Below are 13,841 nucleotides of genomic sequence, written 5' to 3'. Positions count from 1 at the left end.
GGTGATAAGGCCCCGTGACCGACTCACGCCAAGGTGGCTCCCCGAAACAGGTTCGTGCCGTCAAAGGCATGAACGACGTGCTTCCTGGTGAGGTCGGTCGCTGGCATCGTATCGAAGCGGCCTTCCGCTCAGCAATGGAACGGCTCGGCTATCGCGAGGTTCGCACGCCCTACGTCGAGCCGACGCCGCTGTTCGTGCGCACGATCGGTGAAGCGACCGACGTCGTGGAAAAGGAGATGTACTCCTTCTCTCGGCACCGCGACGAGCTCACGCTCCGACCCGAAGGGACGGCCGGTGCCGCTCGGGCTTACGTCGAGCACAAGGTCCACAACAGCGAGCCGATCTCGCGCTGGTATTACATCGGCCCGATGTTCCGCGCGGAGAACGTCCAGCGCGGTCGCTATCGCCAATTCAACCAGGTCGGCGCGGAGTGCTTCGGCGATCCGGGCCCTGGTTGCGACGCGGAGATGATCGACGCACTCGTCGGCTTCCTGCGCGACATCGGCATCGCCAGCCCCGACGTCTTCGTCAACTCGATCGGATCGGGCGACACGCGCGAGCGCTACAAGACGGCACTTCGTGAGCTCCTCGAGCCCAAGAAGGACACGCTGAGCGAGGACTCGCAGCGTCGTCTCACGACGAACCCGCTGCGCATCCTCGACTCGAAGGATCCGCGCGACCAAGAAGCCGTCGCCGGCGCGCCCACCCTCCTCGAGTTCCTCACCGACGAGGATCGCGCGCACTGGGATCAGCTCCGCCGTCATCTCGACGCGCTCGGCACGCCCTACCAGATCGACACGAAGCTCGTCCGTGGCCTCGACTACTACGGGCGCACGCTCTTCGAGATCAAAGGCGCCTACGACAAGCTCGGCGCCGGCAGCACGCTCGTCGGTGGCGGCCGTTACGACGGCATGGTGGCCGAGCTCGGTGGTCCCGCCGTTCCGGCGATTGGCTTCGCCGCCGGCCTCGAACGCCTCCTCATCGCGAGCGACATCGAAGCGCCGGCGAGCGTCGTCGACGTCCTCGTGGCGCCCCTCGGCGACGCGGCCCTCGACGCGGCGCTCGTCCTCGGCCGCGACCTCCGTCGCGCCGGCATCCGCTGCGAGGTGGACACGCGAAAGGCGACCATCAAAGCGCAGCTACGTCGCGCCAACGCACTCGGCGCGCGCATCGCCCTCATTTTGGGCGATCGCGAAGTCTCCGAAGGAATCGTGGAGATGAAAGACCTCGCCGCCCAGGCGCAGGAAAAGGTGGCGCGCGCCGACATCGTGTCGCGCGTCGCTGCTCAGCTGCAGACGACGCCACCTCCTCGTACGGAGGGCACGTGAACCGCGCACGTCTCGCCTCGCTTCTCGCGTTCCTGAGCGTGCTCGGCACGGTCGGGCGGGCGGAGGCGCAGGCCGGCAAGCAGGGCCCGACGCAGAGCTCGCCGACGCGTAGCCGTCAGGTCGGCCCGCAACGTGGCGGCGCGCCCGGCGGTGAGGACGAAGATCAGGGCGGCCCCTCCCCTTCGGCGCAGCCCACCGGCGAACCCACCGTGCAGGCGCCGGCCGATCCGCTCGCGATCCCCGAAGGCGTCGCCGACCGCATCGGTACCGACTACGATGGCCACCCGCCGTCTCCCGAAGGCGCGCTGCACCGCTCGTTCTTCCCCCTCTACGAGGAGCGCCGCGGCGATTACCGCCTGCGCCTCCTGCCGCCGCTCTACCTCGAGCACACGCGCGGCCTCGATCCGAAGACGGGCGCCACGACCGACAAGACGGACCGCGAGTCGCTCGCCGCGCTGCTCTTCTACCAGCGCCGCTCGCCGAACCTCGACGCGGACATCCTCTTTCCGATCGCCTGGCGCGTCCGCGAGCGTCAGAACCACGTGCTCGTGCTCGGTCCCTTCGTGCACCGCGAGGCGCCGAAGGAGAACGACAACTGGCTCGCGCCCCTTTATTTCCAGGGCAGCCGGGCCGACGGCGGCTACTTCCACTCGCTGCCTCTTCTCACGACGTCCCATTGGAACGAGAAGGGCGCCTTCACGCTCGCGGGTCCATACTTCCGCGATCGCACCGGCAGTGACGTCGACTGGGGCGTAGCTCCCTTCGTCTTCGCCGGTGACAACGGCAACCAAGACGGCGCGCGCAAGACGTACACGCTCATCCCGCCGCTTCTCTTCTTCAACCGCACGCGCGAGCTCGACGAGAGCCGGCTCACCGTCGTCGGTCCGGTGATCTCGGAGTCGACCCCGAAGCGCACGATCTTCGACGTCGCGCCGCTCTTCTTCTCGATCAACGGCAAGCCCGAGACGGGCGGCGTGAAGGAAGCGCATTACACGCTCTTCCCGCTCTTTCACTACGGCAAGAGCCCCACGCAGTCGCTCTTCGTGACGCCGCTCTACCTGCGCCGCGTCACGCCGACGGTCGATACGCTCGTCACGCCGCTATTCTCGCACGCGACGACGCGCAACAACTCGACCTCGCTCACCGTCGCCGGTCCGATCGTCCCGCTCTACTACCGCAAGACGGACATCGACATCGGCTACAAGGCGCTCGGCATCTTCCCGTTCTACTACGGGTCGCACAGCCCGACCGGCACGGCGCTCGCCACGCCCCTCTTCGCGCGCTTCGAGAACTACAACGTCTCGCGCACGTACTGGGCCTTCCCGTCGATCGTGTACGAACGCGATCAGAAGGGCTGGGAGGTCGACGTCCACCCGCTCCTCTACCTCGGACGGAGCGACCACTCGACCCACACGGTTCTCGCGCCGATTTTCTGGGACTTCGCGAACCCCAAGGGCCGCACCACGATCGGCTTCCCGCTCTACTGGCGTTTCGCCGACACGACGGACGACTCGGTCACACAGGTCGCGGCGAACACGCTCTACCGGCAGAAGCGCGTGTCGGGCGGACTCGATTGGCAGTTCCACCTCCTGCCCGTTTTCTCGTACGGCCAGAGCCCCACGGGTCACTGGTGGAACGTGCTCTTCGGCCTCGCCGGCTACGATCGCGATGGCGCGACCGCCAAGGTCAAGGCCCTCTGGATCCCGATCACGGTCGCGGGTGGCAATGCGCCCAAGGCCCCGGAAGGCGCTCCGGCTCCGGCTCCGGCTCCGGCCCCCTCGCCGGCTCCGACCCCTGCGCCGACGTCACCCCCGCCCTCGCAGGCGCCGTCGACCGGGCCTGTTTTCTAGGGCGTTCTAGCGAGTCATCACGCGACGGAATGCGGCGATCGCTTCGTCGATCTCCGCGTCCGTCGTGTCTTCGCCGAGCGAACAGCGAATGCCACGCGCGGCGTCGGCCTCGCCGAGCATGGCGGCCAGCACGGGCGACGGCTCGACCGTGCCGGCACTGCAGGCCGCGCCGCTCGACACGCTGACACCTTCGAGATCGAGCGCGGCGACGAGCTCGGCACCGATCCATCCGGGCCACGCCAGCGTGGAAACGTGGGGCGCACGACGAGCCGGATCGCCGACGACGATGGGTGCGCCGAGACGGGCGTCACGCCCGATGGCGAGGAGCGCGGCTTCGAGACGATCGCGACGGGGCGCGATCGATGCCCAGCTCGCCGCGCTCGTTTGCGCGCGACGGGCAGCGGCACCGAACGCGGCAGCCAGCAATGGATCGACCGTGCCGGGGCGCAGCCCCTTCTCTTGCGCGCCGCCGAGCAGCACGGGCTCGAGACGAAGGCCCGTGCGGGTGATGAGCGCGCCGATGCCCTTGGGGCCGCGGATCTTGTGACCGGCGATGCTGACTGTATCCCACGGACCGAGATCGGACGGGTCGATCGCGCAGACGTCGGGCGCGCGCACGCCGAGATCGATCTTGCCCCAGGCTTGAACGGCGTCGACGTGTACGCGTGCGCCGGCTGCGCGCGCGAGGCTCGCGACTTCGGCGAAGGGCTGTACGACGCCCGTCTCGTGGTTGACCGCCTGAACGGTGACGAGGGCGACGCGGCCCTTCGCTTCGGCGATCGCACGCGCGAGATCTTCGAGGTCGAGCGTGCCGTCTTCCTTGGCGCGAACCCACGCCACGCGTGCGCGCCCTTCGCTGGCGAGCGCCTCGGCCACACGCGTGACCGAAGGGTGTTCGAGGCGGCTCGTCAGAAGCCACGGGACTTCGCCGACGGCCGAAGCCTCCTTCACCGCCTTGGCGTGCGGTCCGAAGGCGGAGCGCAAGGCGAGGTTGTTCGCCTCGGTTCCGCCGGACGTGAAGACGACGTCCCGCGCATCGGCTCCGCAAAGCGCGCCGACGGACGCGCGAGCATCTTCGACCACGGCGCGTGCCGCGCGACCATCTTTGTGGATGCTCGAGGGGTTGGCCCACGCGCGAGCGGCGGCGTCGCGCATGGCGTCGAGCACCTCGGGGAGAGGTGGCGTGGTGGCGTTCCAGTCGAGATAGATGCGCATGACGAAGCCCGACGTTCAGCTGGCGGTGTCGACCACGACGGTCGGCGCGCGCTTCGAGACGGCAAGACTGAAGGCCGCGCCCCCGAGGAACATGCCTTCGACGTGCGCTCCACCGTCGAGCAGGCGCACGTCACCGCCGAGGCCGCGCGCGACGCGACGCGCGATGGCGAGCCCGACGCCGGTGCCGCCGTGCGCGCGCGTGGGCGAGCCGTCGACCTGATAAAACGGATCGAAGATCCGTCCTTCGCGATCTTTCGGAACGCCCGGCCCCGTGTCGGCGACGACGATTTCGTAGCTCGTGTCGAGCGGGCGCACGATGACGCCGACGATGCCGCCTTCGGGCGTGAACTTGCCGGCGTTGTCGAGGAGCTGGGAGATCGCGCGACCCAGACGATCGCTGTCGCCATAGCCCGGAAGCGGGCCGCGCGGGAATTCCTCGAGCACGGTGAGCTTGCGCTCGGCGAAGGCGTCGGCGTGCCAGGCGATGGCGCGTCGAACCGTGTCGAGGAAGTCGTAGTCCTTGTGGAAGAAGCGCATCTTGCCGGTCTCGAGACCGGTCACGTCGACGAGATTGTCGAGCTGCGAGCGGAGGCGCCGGATGCAGTCGTCCATCGCGCGAAGCGCCTTGCGCTGCGCCGTGGTCGTGTCGCCGAGCTCCTCATCCATCAACATGCGGACGTAGCCGACGATGGGCGTGAGCGGCGTCGCGAGCTCGTGCGAGATGTTGCGGTAGAACTCCGTGCGCAGGCGCTCCATCTCGCGGAGGCGCTCGTTCGCGGAGGAGAGCTCGGCGACCTTCTCTTCGAGGTGCGCGACGATTCGACCGCTCTGTACGCGGAGGCGCTCACCGGCGACGTCGGGTGACGACATCATGCGCTCGCGCTGGCCACCGATGTAGTTGGCGACCTGTTTGGCGAAGGCGCGTGCGTCGATCGGCTTCTGCAAGAAGCCGTCGCAACCGACCGCGAAGCTCGTGTCGCGATCGCCCTCGGCGGTGATGGCCACGATGGGCACCCCCGCGAGCGACGGCTCGGTACGCAGACGAAGCGTGACCTCGAAGCCGTCGAGGCCGGGAATGTTCAAGTCGACGAGGACGATGTCCGGGCGCTGGGCCAAGGCGAGACGAACGCCCTCGAGGCCATCGGCGGCATCCACCACTTCGTGGCCATCGGCCGAGAGAAGCTTGCGGACCAAGAGCCGGTTGCGCGGGTCGTCTTCGATGTGGAGGACGCGGGCCAAGGCGCCTTTCATGCTAGCAGCCGCCGCTCGGTTCGTGGGGTTCGCTATCGCGCGAACGGTGCGCGCACGGGTCCTCCTATGCCCCCTCGGACACCCCACACCCCCTTTACTTTCCTGCGTGAAAAGCTAGGGTCGCGTCCCAATGCTAGAGCGCTCGCATGGGCCCCGCTTCTTCGAACGTCTTGCTGTTTCCGCGGTCGCAGCGGGCTTTGGAATGGGCCTTTTGGCCGTCCTGGGCTGTTCGAAGCTGACGGAGCCTGCCAAGGAAGAGCCCATGGTTCAGGCTGAGCCCGAGGCCAAGGCGGCCCCCGCCGCGAGTGCCAGCGCGAGTGCGAGCGCCAAGCCGGCGGAGACTGCGCCTCCCGCCGAGGCCAATCCGAACGAGAAGCTCGAGTTCAAGGACCTCGTCGTCGGCAAGGGCGCCGAGGCAAAGAGCGGCGACACCGTTCGCGTCCACTACGTCGGCACGCTCACCGACGGCAAAGAGTTCGATGCGTCGCGCAAGCACGACGACAAGGGCTTCGAGTTCCCGCTCGGTGGCGGTCGCGTCATCAAGGGCTGGGATCAGGGCGTTGCCGGCATGAAGGTCGGCGGAAAGCGCAAGCTCACGATCCCGCCGAGCCTCGGCTACGGCGCGCGCGGCGCCCCGCCGGTCATCCCGCCGAACGCGACCCTCATCTTCGAGGTCGAGCTCCTCGAGGTGAAGAGCGGTGGCGGCGCGGCTCCAGGTGCTCCTGGTGCGGCGTCGGCCAAGCCGGCCGCGTCGGCCAAGCAGCCCGCGAAGAAGTGAGGCCGCGCGTGAACCTCGCCGTGAACCTCGCAACATCGTTCGTTCGCGGGGGCGCGATCGGCATGCTCGGGCTCATCATCGCCTGCGGCGGCGCCCCCTCCCCGGCCGCTGCGCCGGCGCCGAGTAGCGGCACCGAATCGGGACAGGCGCCGGGCGCCGCTCAGACCACGAGCGCTGCTCCGAGCGCGTCGGCCAGCGCAGCGCCCAGCACTTCTTCTGAGGCGCCTGCGGCGAAGCCCGACGCGGGTGCGACCAAGTCGACCGAGCGGCCGAAGAAGATCGGCGCACGCCACGTGCTGATTCAGTGGATGGGCTCGGAACGCGCGAGCTCGCAGGTCCTGCGTACGCGCGAGCAAGCGCTCGTGATTGCGCAGGAAGTGCATCGCCGCGCCAAGGGTGGTGAAGATCTCGGCCGACTTGCCGTCGAGTATTCGGACGAGCCCGGCGCAGCTTCGCGCGGTGGTTCGCTCGGACGCTTCGGCTCGGGTCAGATGGTTCCGGCCTTCGAGGCCGCGGCATTCACGCTCGACGTCGGCGAGATTTCCGACATCGTGGAGACGCCGTTCGGCTTCCACATCATCCAGCGCACCGAGTAGGAATTAGGCATGAGCGACGGGGCGGCTACGCCGGAAGCGAAGGACAAGAACCTGCCCGCTTCGAGCGAGGCGAACGACACTCCGTCGGCCGACGCGCCATCGACCGGGGCGGCAGCGAAACCGAAGAAGAAGGAGAAGGTCCCCGAAGGTCCGGGCGTTCTCCTTCGTGGGCGTCTGGCCGAAGTCGGCGCCATCCTCTCGGGCGTCCTCTACTTCCTGGCCTTCGCCGGCTTCGATCAGTGGTGGCTCACGTTCGTCTCGCTCGTGCCGCTTTGGCTCGCGCTCCAGGGACAGACCGCGAAGCGCGCCACGTGGCTCGGCTTTCTCTGCGGCCTCTCGATGAACCTCGGCGGGTTCTATTGGCTGGTCGAGATGCTGAAGACCTTCAGCGGCTTCCCCGTGCCGCTGTGCCTGCTCTTCGTCATCATCATCTGCTCGTACCAGGGCGGTCGCCTCGCGCTGATGGGCTGGCTCTACGGCCGCGCCTCGAACCGTGGCTGGTCGGCGCCGCTGGTGTTCGGGGCGGCGTTCGCGGCGAGCGAGCTACTCTACCCGCTGCTCTTCCCCTGGTACTACGCGGCCACGGTGCACCAGGTGCCCGTGCTGATGCAGCTCGCGGAGGTCGGTAGCCCGATTCTCGTCGGCCTGGTGCTCGTAGCGGTCAACCTCGCCGTCGCCGAGCCGATTCGCGCGCGTCTGGCCGCCAAGCTCGGTGCGGTCGCCGCTCCAGCGCCCGCGTCCGGGAGCACCGAAGAGCGCGCCCCCATCGCGATGAACCCGCGCGTGATCGGCACGGGCGTCATCGCGCTCGTCGTGGCGCTCGTCTTCGGAGCGGTTCGCATTCCGATGACCAAGGCGCGCATCGCCGCCGCCGAGCCCGTTCACGCGGGCATGGTGCAGGCGAACATGGGCCTCATGGCCAAGCGCGAAGATCCCAACGAGGGTCTGCGCCGCCATCGCCGCTTGACCGCGGAGCTGAAGAACGCAGGGATCGACTTCGTCGTCTGGAGCGAGTCGAGCGTCATGCGGGCGGTCTACGAAGACGCCGCTCCCGTCGAGTTTCGTCGTGGCTTCGCGTCGAGTCTCGGCGTCCCGGCGATCTTCGGCGCCGTCGTGGTCAAGCCCAATCCCGATCGCCCGAAGGGCTACAGCCTCTACAACACGGCCGTCGCCACGGACGTTCGTGGCGAGATGACGGGTCGCTACAACAAGCAGTACCTGCTCGCATTCGGCGAGTACCTGCCCTTCGGCGAGAGCTTCCCCATCCTCTACAAGTGGTCCCCGAACAGCGGGAACTTCTCGCCGGGCACGTCGATGGATCCGGTCGAGCTCGACGTGAAGGGCACCAAGCACAAGGTGTCGGTCCTCATCTGTTACGAGGACATCTTGCCGGGCTTCACGAACCGCGCCGTGAGCCACGCCGATCCCGAGCTGCTCGTGAACATCACGAACGACGCGTGGTTCGGCGACACGAACGAACCTTGGCAGCACCTCGCGCTCGCCAAGTTCCGCGCGATCGAGCACCGGCGGTATCTCGTGCGAAGCACGAACAGCGGCGTGTCGGCGATCGTCGATCCGATGGGCGGCATCGTCACCAACACGAAGACGTTCGTGGAGGCCGCGCAGCAGGCGGAGATCCGCTGGCTCCGCGGGCGCACGGTCTACGAGATCATCGGCGACGTGCCCTGGTATCTCGTCTCGCTCGGCATCGTCGTGGCCGCCTTCCGCAAGCGAAATGCCAAGGGCGCCGAGCCCGCGCCTGCCGCGTCCGCCATCTGAGCCCCGGCTGAGCTGCGGCCGGCTTTTTGGCCGCGCCGGCGTAGGTCGTTATCCTACTCAGGCTACCGCGGACGATTTGAAGCGGAGCGGGCTTCGCTCGTCCAACTGTTCATGAAGACATTCGGCGGCATTTCCGGCCGCCTCGGCCTCCTCCGCGAACGCTTCGTCGGAAGACGTCGAACGAATGCGGAGGCATCGCGTCAAACTGGAGCTGCGGCTACGATGACCGCGGCGCCCGCTCTGCGCTCCTTCATGAATCTTCACGGATCTCCGTGATCTCGTGATCTTCATGCGCGTCGACAGAGCGAAGCTTCCCTGACACGAACCTTCCGTAACCTATTCCCCAGTTCCCTTTCCTAATTTCGCCGGCGAGAGCCGCACTTTTTGACTTGGGCCGTCACAGAGCGAGCCCACCCAGAGGAGATGCCATGACGTTGAGCGCTAAGTGGACCAGCCTTTCGATTCTTGCCATCGCGGCGCTCGGCGCGGTCGCCTGCACTGTGACCTCGGGCACCGTCGACGATTCGAACGGCGGCAAGGGCAGCAACACGGACGTCGATTCTGGCTCCGAGACGGCTGACAGCGGCACGGACAGCACCACGGGCGACGCCGCGGCGAGCAGCTGCGAAGACAACAAGCAGTCGAACGCGCTTGTCAGCATGGAGTGCCAGGCGTGCCTCGAGCAGAACTGCTGCACCGAGCTCAAGGGCTGCTTCAACATCGACCCGGGCACGGACGACTCAGGCGCGCCGCTCGTCAGCTGCAACGACTACGCGGCGTGCCTCAGCACCTGCAGCGAGCAGAACCCCACCGACGAGGCGGCCTACCAGAAGTGCGTGGACGACACCTGCGTCGCCACCGCCGACGCGAAGATCCCCACGGCGTTCGACAACATCATCAAGTGCGGCGGCTCGAAGGGCTGCAGCACGGTGTGCGGAATCCAGACCCAGTAAGGCCCACGCCCCGTTCGGTCGCCGGCCCCCTGCTCGTTATCGAGCGGGGGGTTTGGCTTTTGTGGCGCCGTGAGACGGGGCGCCGTCCCGCTAGCCCGTCTCCCCAGAAAGGGAGAAGGCCGCGGGTCAGAGCTTCATCGCCTTCTTGAAGCGCTTGGCGTCGGCGAACATGTCGACGTTCGTGAAGACGTAGGTGACGTCTTTGTGCTTCGCGTCTTTGGCGAGCTGGGCGAGCTTCTCGATCGCCGGATCCTCGTAGCGGCTCTTGTGGCCGGCGGGGCCAGCGAGCCGGTAGTACGCGACGGGCGAATCGAGCATGCCGTGGACGAGCGGATCGCGTGCCGGGATGACCTTCACGTCTTCGGCGAGCGAGGCGGCGTCGTCGGCGTCCCAGGTGGTGGGCGCCTCCCAAATGACGCGCTCGAACTTCTTGCGCACGTTCTGGAGGAACTCCTTCACGGCGGCCTTGTTCGCGCGGTTCTGGACGAACTCCGGCGGCGAGACGAACACGGCGATCTTCGACTCGAGCTCTTTGCCGACCTCGAGCAGCGTGTTCAGCGAGGTCTCGACGACCTTGCCTTCCCGGAAGCCCTCCTGGCCGATCTCACGTGGGGCGAGCATCGCGAAGGTGAACTCCTTCGGTGCTTCCCTTCGCCAGCGGCGAATCGTGCCCATGCCCGGAAGGGCGTGATGCGTTTCCTGGATCTCGACGAAGAGAAACTCCTTGAAGTACCTCGTTGCCGGAACCGGGAAGCCTGCGCACCCCACCGTAATCATGCGAGCCCGAACATAGCACGGTTCGAGAATGTCATTCTTGACATAGTCAGCCTGATTCAGCCTGAGTCAATCTTGCGTCGAGGCAGGAAAACCGAGCAATCGCGCCCCGAGGCTGTGCCCGAGACGGCGACCTGCGGCCCTGAGCGCGTCGTCCTGCTGAAATGCCGAGCCCTGCGCGGATGAGGCTACCGCAACGGTCTCGAACGCGCGCATGTCGCCCGTGTCGCGCTGGCGATCGGCACCTGACGACGGCACCACCCAGGCGCGGGCAACGAGCCCAACCCTCGTGGCGCGACTGTCGGGCAAGAGGCGTCCGTCCGCGTTCGGGGTGGCGGCGATGCCCTCACTGGACTCGTCGGCGCGTAAAATCTCGACCTCGCAGCGCGGGTAGCCGTCTCCGGGTGCGAGGGCGGCCCGCCGGGCGAGCTCCTCGCGCACGCCCACGAGGACCTCGTCCGAAGCGACGGCGTCGGTCACCTTCGACACCGCCAGCACCACGTGCAAGCGCTCGCTCGGGCCGCCACCGCCGTGAACCGGTCGGTAGCCGCAGCCGGCAAGCGCAAGCACGGAGGTTAAGGCGACGGCGAGCCTGTGCGTCATCCGACGATGAGGTTCAGAATTCGTCCCTTGACGTAGATGACCTTCTTGACGGCCTTGCCCTCGACGAACTGCTGCACGCGCGCATCGGCGAGCGCCGCAGCCTTCGCGGCCGCCTCGTCGGCGTCGACCGGGAGCTGGATGCTCGCGCGCGCCTTGCCGTTGACCTGCACGCCGATCTCGACGACGTCGTCTTTGACGAGCGCCGGGTCGAACGCCGGCCAGGGCTCGTAAGCGAGGGTCGTCGTTCCGCCGAGGCGCTCCCAGAGCTCTTCCGCGACGTGAGGCGCGTAGGGCGAGACGAGGAGCGCGAGCTGGCGCGCCGACTCGCGCGAAGTCTTGGGGAGCGCACCGAGCTGCCGGACGAGGATCATCATGGCGCTGATCGCCGTGTTGAACCGCATCGCCTCGATGTCCTCGGTGACCTTCTTGATCGTCTTGTGGACGAGGCGGTTGGTCTCCACGTCGGGCGCGTCGTCGGTGACGTTCGTGCAGACGTTCCACACGCGATCGAGGAAGCGCCGAACGCCCTCGATGCCGCTCGTCTGCCACGGCTTCACCGCCTCGAGCGGTCCCATGAACATCTCGTAGAGGCGGAGCGAGTCGGCGCCGTGCGACGCGACGATGTCGTCGGGGTTGACGACGTTGCCGCGCGACTTGCTCATCTTCTCGGCGACCATCACCACTTCGACCCCGAGGTCGTTGTGGAAGAACTTGTTGTCCTTGACCTCCACCTGGTCCTCGGTCGCCCACTTCTCTTCGACCTCGGTGCCGTCGTCGAGGGTGATCGACGGGGGATCGTCGTTGCGCTTCACCTTGGTCGTTCCAGGCAGGACCTTGCCGTCCGCGGTGGTGAAGTAGCGATACGAGGTGCCGAGAATCAGGCCCTGGTGCACGAGCTTCTTGAAGGGCTCCTCGTCCTTCACGAGGCCGAGATCGAAGAGCACCTTGTGCCAGAAGCGCGCGTAGAGCAGGTGCAGAACGGCGTGCTCGGAGCCGCCGACGTAGAGATCGACCGGCATCCACGCCTTGTAGGCCTCGTCGGTCCAGGGCTCGGCGTCGTTCTTCGGATCGACGTAACGCAAGAAGTACCAGCACGACCCCGCCCACTGGGGCATCGTGTTGGTCTCACGGGCGAACCACTTGCCGTCCTTCTCGAAGAAACGCCAGTCGAGCGCGCGAGCGAGCGGGCCCGCCGGATCGCTGCCCGGCTTGAAGTCTTCGAGGTCGGGCAGGAGGAGCGGGAGCTCGGCCTCGTCGAGCGGGATCGGCTCGCTGTAGTCGATCTCGAACTTGGTGCCGGCGACGCGCGGATCGCCGTCAGTCTTGACCGGGAAGTAGATCGGGAACGGCTCGCCCCAGTACCGCTGGCGCGAGAAGACCCAGTCGCGGAGCTTGTAGGTCGTCTTCCCCTGCCCCTTGCCCTGCGACGCGAGCCACGAGGTGATCTGCCGCCGCGCGTGATCGCTAGGCATCCCCTTGTCGATCGGCGCCTTGCTGCGCGTGACGGCATCGGCGTTGACGACGCCATGGTCCGTGTAGGCTTCCTTCGCGACGTCGACCTCCGTGCCGTCGGGCTTGGCGACGACGCGGATGATCGGGAGCTTGTACTTTACAGCAAACGCGTGATCGCGCTCGTCGTGGGCCGGGACGGCCATGACGGCGCCCGTGCCGTAGCTGCCGATGACGTAGTCGCCGACCCAGATCGGCACCTTGTCGCCGTTGACGGGGTTGATGGCGACGGCACCGGTGGGCACGCCCGTCTTTTCGCGCGTGGCGTCCGAGCGGACGAGATCGCTCTTCTTCGCGGCGTCGGCGATGTACGCCTTCACGGCCGCTTCGTTCTCGCTGGTCGCGATGTGCTGCGCGATGGGGTGCTCGGGGGCGACGACCACGTAGGTGGCGCCGGGCAGCGTGTCGACGCGCGTCGTGAAGACCGTGACCGTGCGACCAGGGTGGCCATCGACCGCGAAGTCGACGTTCGCGCCTTCGCTACGGCCGATCCAGTTGGCCTGCTTGACCTTGGTCTCCGGCCAATCGAGGCCCTCGAGGCCCTCGAGCAGCCGATCGGCGTAGGCGGTGATCTTGAGCGACCACTGGCGGATCTTGAGCTTCTCGACCGGGAAGCCGCCGACCTCGCTCTTGCCGTCGACGATCTCGTCGTTCGCGAGCACGGTGCCGAGCGCCGGACACCAGTTGACCGGCATGTCCGACTGCTGGAAGGCCAGGCCCTTCTTGAAGAGCTGGAGGAAGATCCACTGCGTCCAGCGCACGTAGTTGGGATCGGTCGTGTCGACCTCGCGCTCCCAGTCGTAGCTGAAGCCCAGCATTTTCAGCTGGCGACGGAAGTTGTCGATGTTCTTCAGCGTGGTCGTGCGCGGGTGCGTGCCGGTCTTGATGGCATGCTGTTCGGCCGGCAGACCGAAGGCATCCCAGCCCATCGGGTGGAGCACGTCGATGCCACGCATGCGCTTGAAGCGGCAGACGATGTCCGTCGCCGTGTAGCCCTCGGGATGACCGACGTGGAGGCCGGCGCCCGACGGATACGGGAACATGTCGAGTACGTAGGCCTTCTCTCGGCCCGCGTGGCGCTGAGCTCGGAAGGTGCGGTTCTCCTCCCAGTAGCGCTGCCACTTCGGCTCGATGACAGCCGGTGCATAGCCGTTGGAGGACTCGCTCGATTCGGTGACGTCGGGGTTGCCTTCGGGCATGACCCC

Annotated in this window: 11 protein-coding genes; 6 read left to right on the top strand and 5 right to left on the bottom strand. The window is 67.4% G+C overall.

All coding sequences use genetic code 11. The features are described from left to right. Positions 1-14 precede the first annotated feature (14 nt). Both hisS and AKJ09_RS54505 read left to right on the top strand, forming a co-directional pair. Positions 15-1,328 (top strand): histidine--tRNA ligase, encoded by a 1,314-nt coding sequence (gene hisS / locus AKJ09_RS38910; protein WP_240488762.1) that lies wholly within the window; start codon positions 15-17, stop codon positions 1,326-1,328. Then, positions 1,325-3,178 (top strand): hypothetical protein, encoded by a 1,854-nt coding sequence (locus AKJ09_RS54505; RefSeq protein WP_146652895.1) that lies wholly within the window; start codon positions 1,325-1,327, stop codon positions 3,176-3,178. The genes hisS and AKJ09_RS54505 overlap by 4 nt, the downstream gene beginning before the upstream one ends. 6 nt (positions 3,179-3,184) lie before the next feature. On the opposite strand, the gene AKJ09_RS38900 is transcribed toward AKJ09_RS54505, so the two are convergent. After that, the gene (locus AKJ09_RS38900) at positions 3,185-4,393 is read right to left on the bottom strand and encodes a cysteine desulfurase family protein (RefSeq protein ID WP_146652894.1); all 1,209 of its coding nucleotides are present in this window, start codon (positions 4,391-4,393) and stop codon (positions 3,185-3,187) included. Between the two features lie 15 nt (positions 4,394-4,408). Continuing rightward, positions 4,409-5,644 carry a hybrid sensor histidine kinase/response regulator gene (locus tag AKJ09_RS38895; RefSeq protein ID WP_240488761.1) on the bottom strand — a complete coding sequence of 412 codons (1,236 nt, stop codon included), beginning with the start codon at positions 5,642-5,644 and terminating at the stop codon, positions 4,409-4,411. 262 nt (positions 5,645-5,906) lie between these two features. On the opposite strand from AKJ09_RS38895, the gene AKJ09_RS55745 reads away from it, so the two are divergent. The 4 genes from AKJ09_RS55745 (at position 5,907) to AKJ09_RS38875 (ending at position 9,750) form a co-directional block, all read left to right on the top strand. Continuing rightward, positions 5,907-6,422 carry an FKBP-type peptidyl-prolyl cis-trans isomerase gene (locus AKJ09_RS55745; RefSeq protein ID WP_205633921.1) on the top strand — a complete coding sequence of 172 codons (516 nt, stop codon included), beginning with the start codon at positions 5,907-5,909 and terminating at the stop codon, positions 6,420-6,422. A gap of 8 nt (positions 6,423-6,430) precedes the next feature. After that, the gene (locus AKJ09_RS38885) at positions 6,431-7,018 is read left to right on the top strand and encodes a peptidylprolyl isomerase (RefSeq protein WP_146652892.1); all 588 of its coding nucleotides are present in this window, start codon (positions 6,431-6,433) and stop codon (positions 7,016-7,018) included. Positions 7,019-7,027: 9 nt separating this feature from the next. Continuing rightward, positions 7,028-8,797 carry an apolipoprotein N-acyltransferase gene (gene lnt, locus AKJ09_RS38880; RefSeq protein WP_146652891.1) on the top strand — a complete coding sequence of 590 codons (1,770 nt, stop codon included), beginning with the start codon at positions 7,028-7,030 and terminating at the stop codon, positions 8,795-8,797. Positions 8,798-9,225: 428 nt separating this feature from the next. Beyond that, positions 9,226-9,750, top strand: a complete 525-nt coding sequence (locus tag AKJ09_RS38875; protein WP_146652890.1) for a hypothetical protein — start codon at positions 9,226-9,228, stop codon at positions 9,748-9,750. Positions 9,751-9,876: 126 nt separating this feature from the next. Here the strand turns inward: AKJ09_RS38875 and AKJ09_RS38870 are convergent, their stop codons facing one another. The 3 genes from AKJ09_RS38870 to leuS all read right to left on the bottom strand — a co-directional run bounded on the left by AKJ09_RS38870 (position 9,877) and on the right by leuS (position 13,835). Then, complete coding sequence (locus tag AKJ09_RS38870) at positions 9,877-10,527, bottom strand: DUF72 domain-containing protein (protein WP_146652889.1); 651 nt, start codon at positions 10,525-10,527, stop codon at positions 9,877-9,879. Between the two features lie 66 nt (positions 10,528-10,593). After that, complete coding sequence (locus AKJ09_RS38865; RefSeq protein ID WP_146652888.1) at positions 10,594-11,094, bottom strand: hypothetical protein; 501 nt, start codon at positions 11,092-11,094, stop codon at positions 10,594-10,596. Between the two features lie 29 nt (positions 11,095-11,123). Continuing rightward, the gene (gene leuS / locus AKJ09_RS38860; RefSeq protein ID WP_146652887.1) at positions 11,124-13,835 is read right to left on the bottom strand and encodes a leucine--tRNA ligase; all 2,712 of its coding nucleotides are present in this window, start codon (positions 13,833-13,835) and stop codon (positions 11,124-11,126) included. Positions 13,836-13,841: the final 6 nt, after the last annotated feature.

It is taken from the genome of Labilithrix luteola (assembly GCF_001263205.1).
Lineage (GTDB): Bacteria > Myxococcota_A > Polyangia > Polyangiales > Polyangiaceae > Labilithrix > Labilithrix luteola.
This window is presented reverse-complemented; position numbering and strand designations above follow the sequence as displayed.

Bases quoted from the DNA above. Each gene is read 5' to 3' on its own strand.
- AKJ09_RS55745 (WP_205633921.1), top strand. From the start codon at position 5,907: ATGGTTCAGGCTGAGCCCGAGGCCAAGGCGGCCCCCGCCGCGAGTGCC.
- leuS (WP_146652887.1), bottom strand. From the start codon at position 13,835: ATGCCCGAAGGCAACCCCGACGTCACCGAATCGAGCGAGTCCTCCAAC.
- AKJ09_RS38875 (WP_146652890.1), top strand. From the start codon at position 9,226: ATGACGTTGAGCGCTAAGTGGACCAGCCTTTCGATTCTTGCCATCGCG.
- AKJ09_RS38900 (WP_146652894.1), bottom strand. From the start codon at position 4,393: ATGCGCATCTATCTCGACTGGAACGCCACCACGCCACCTCTCCCCGAG.
- AKJ09_RS38895 (WP_240488761.1), bottom strand. From the start codon at position 5,644: ATGAAAGGCGCCTTGGCCCGCGTCCTCCACATCGAAGACGACCCGCGC.
- AKJ09_RS38870 (WP_146652889.1), bottom strand. From the start codon at position 10,527: ATGATTACGGTGGGGTGCGCAGGCTTCCCGGTTCCGGCAACGAGGTAC.
- lnt (WP_146652891.1), top strand. From the start codon at position 7,028: ATGAGCGACGGGGCGGCTACGCCGGAAGCGAAGGACAAGAACCTGCCC.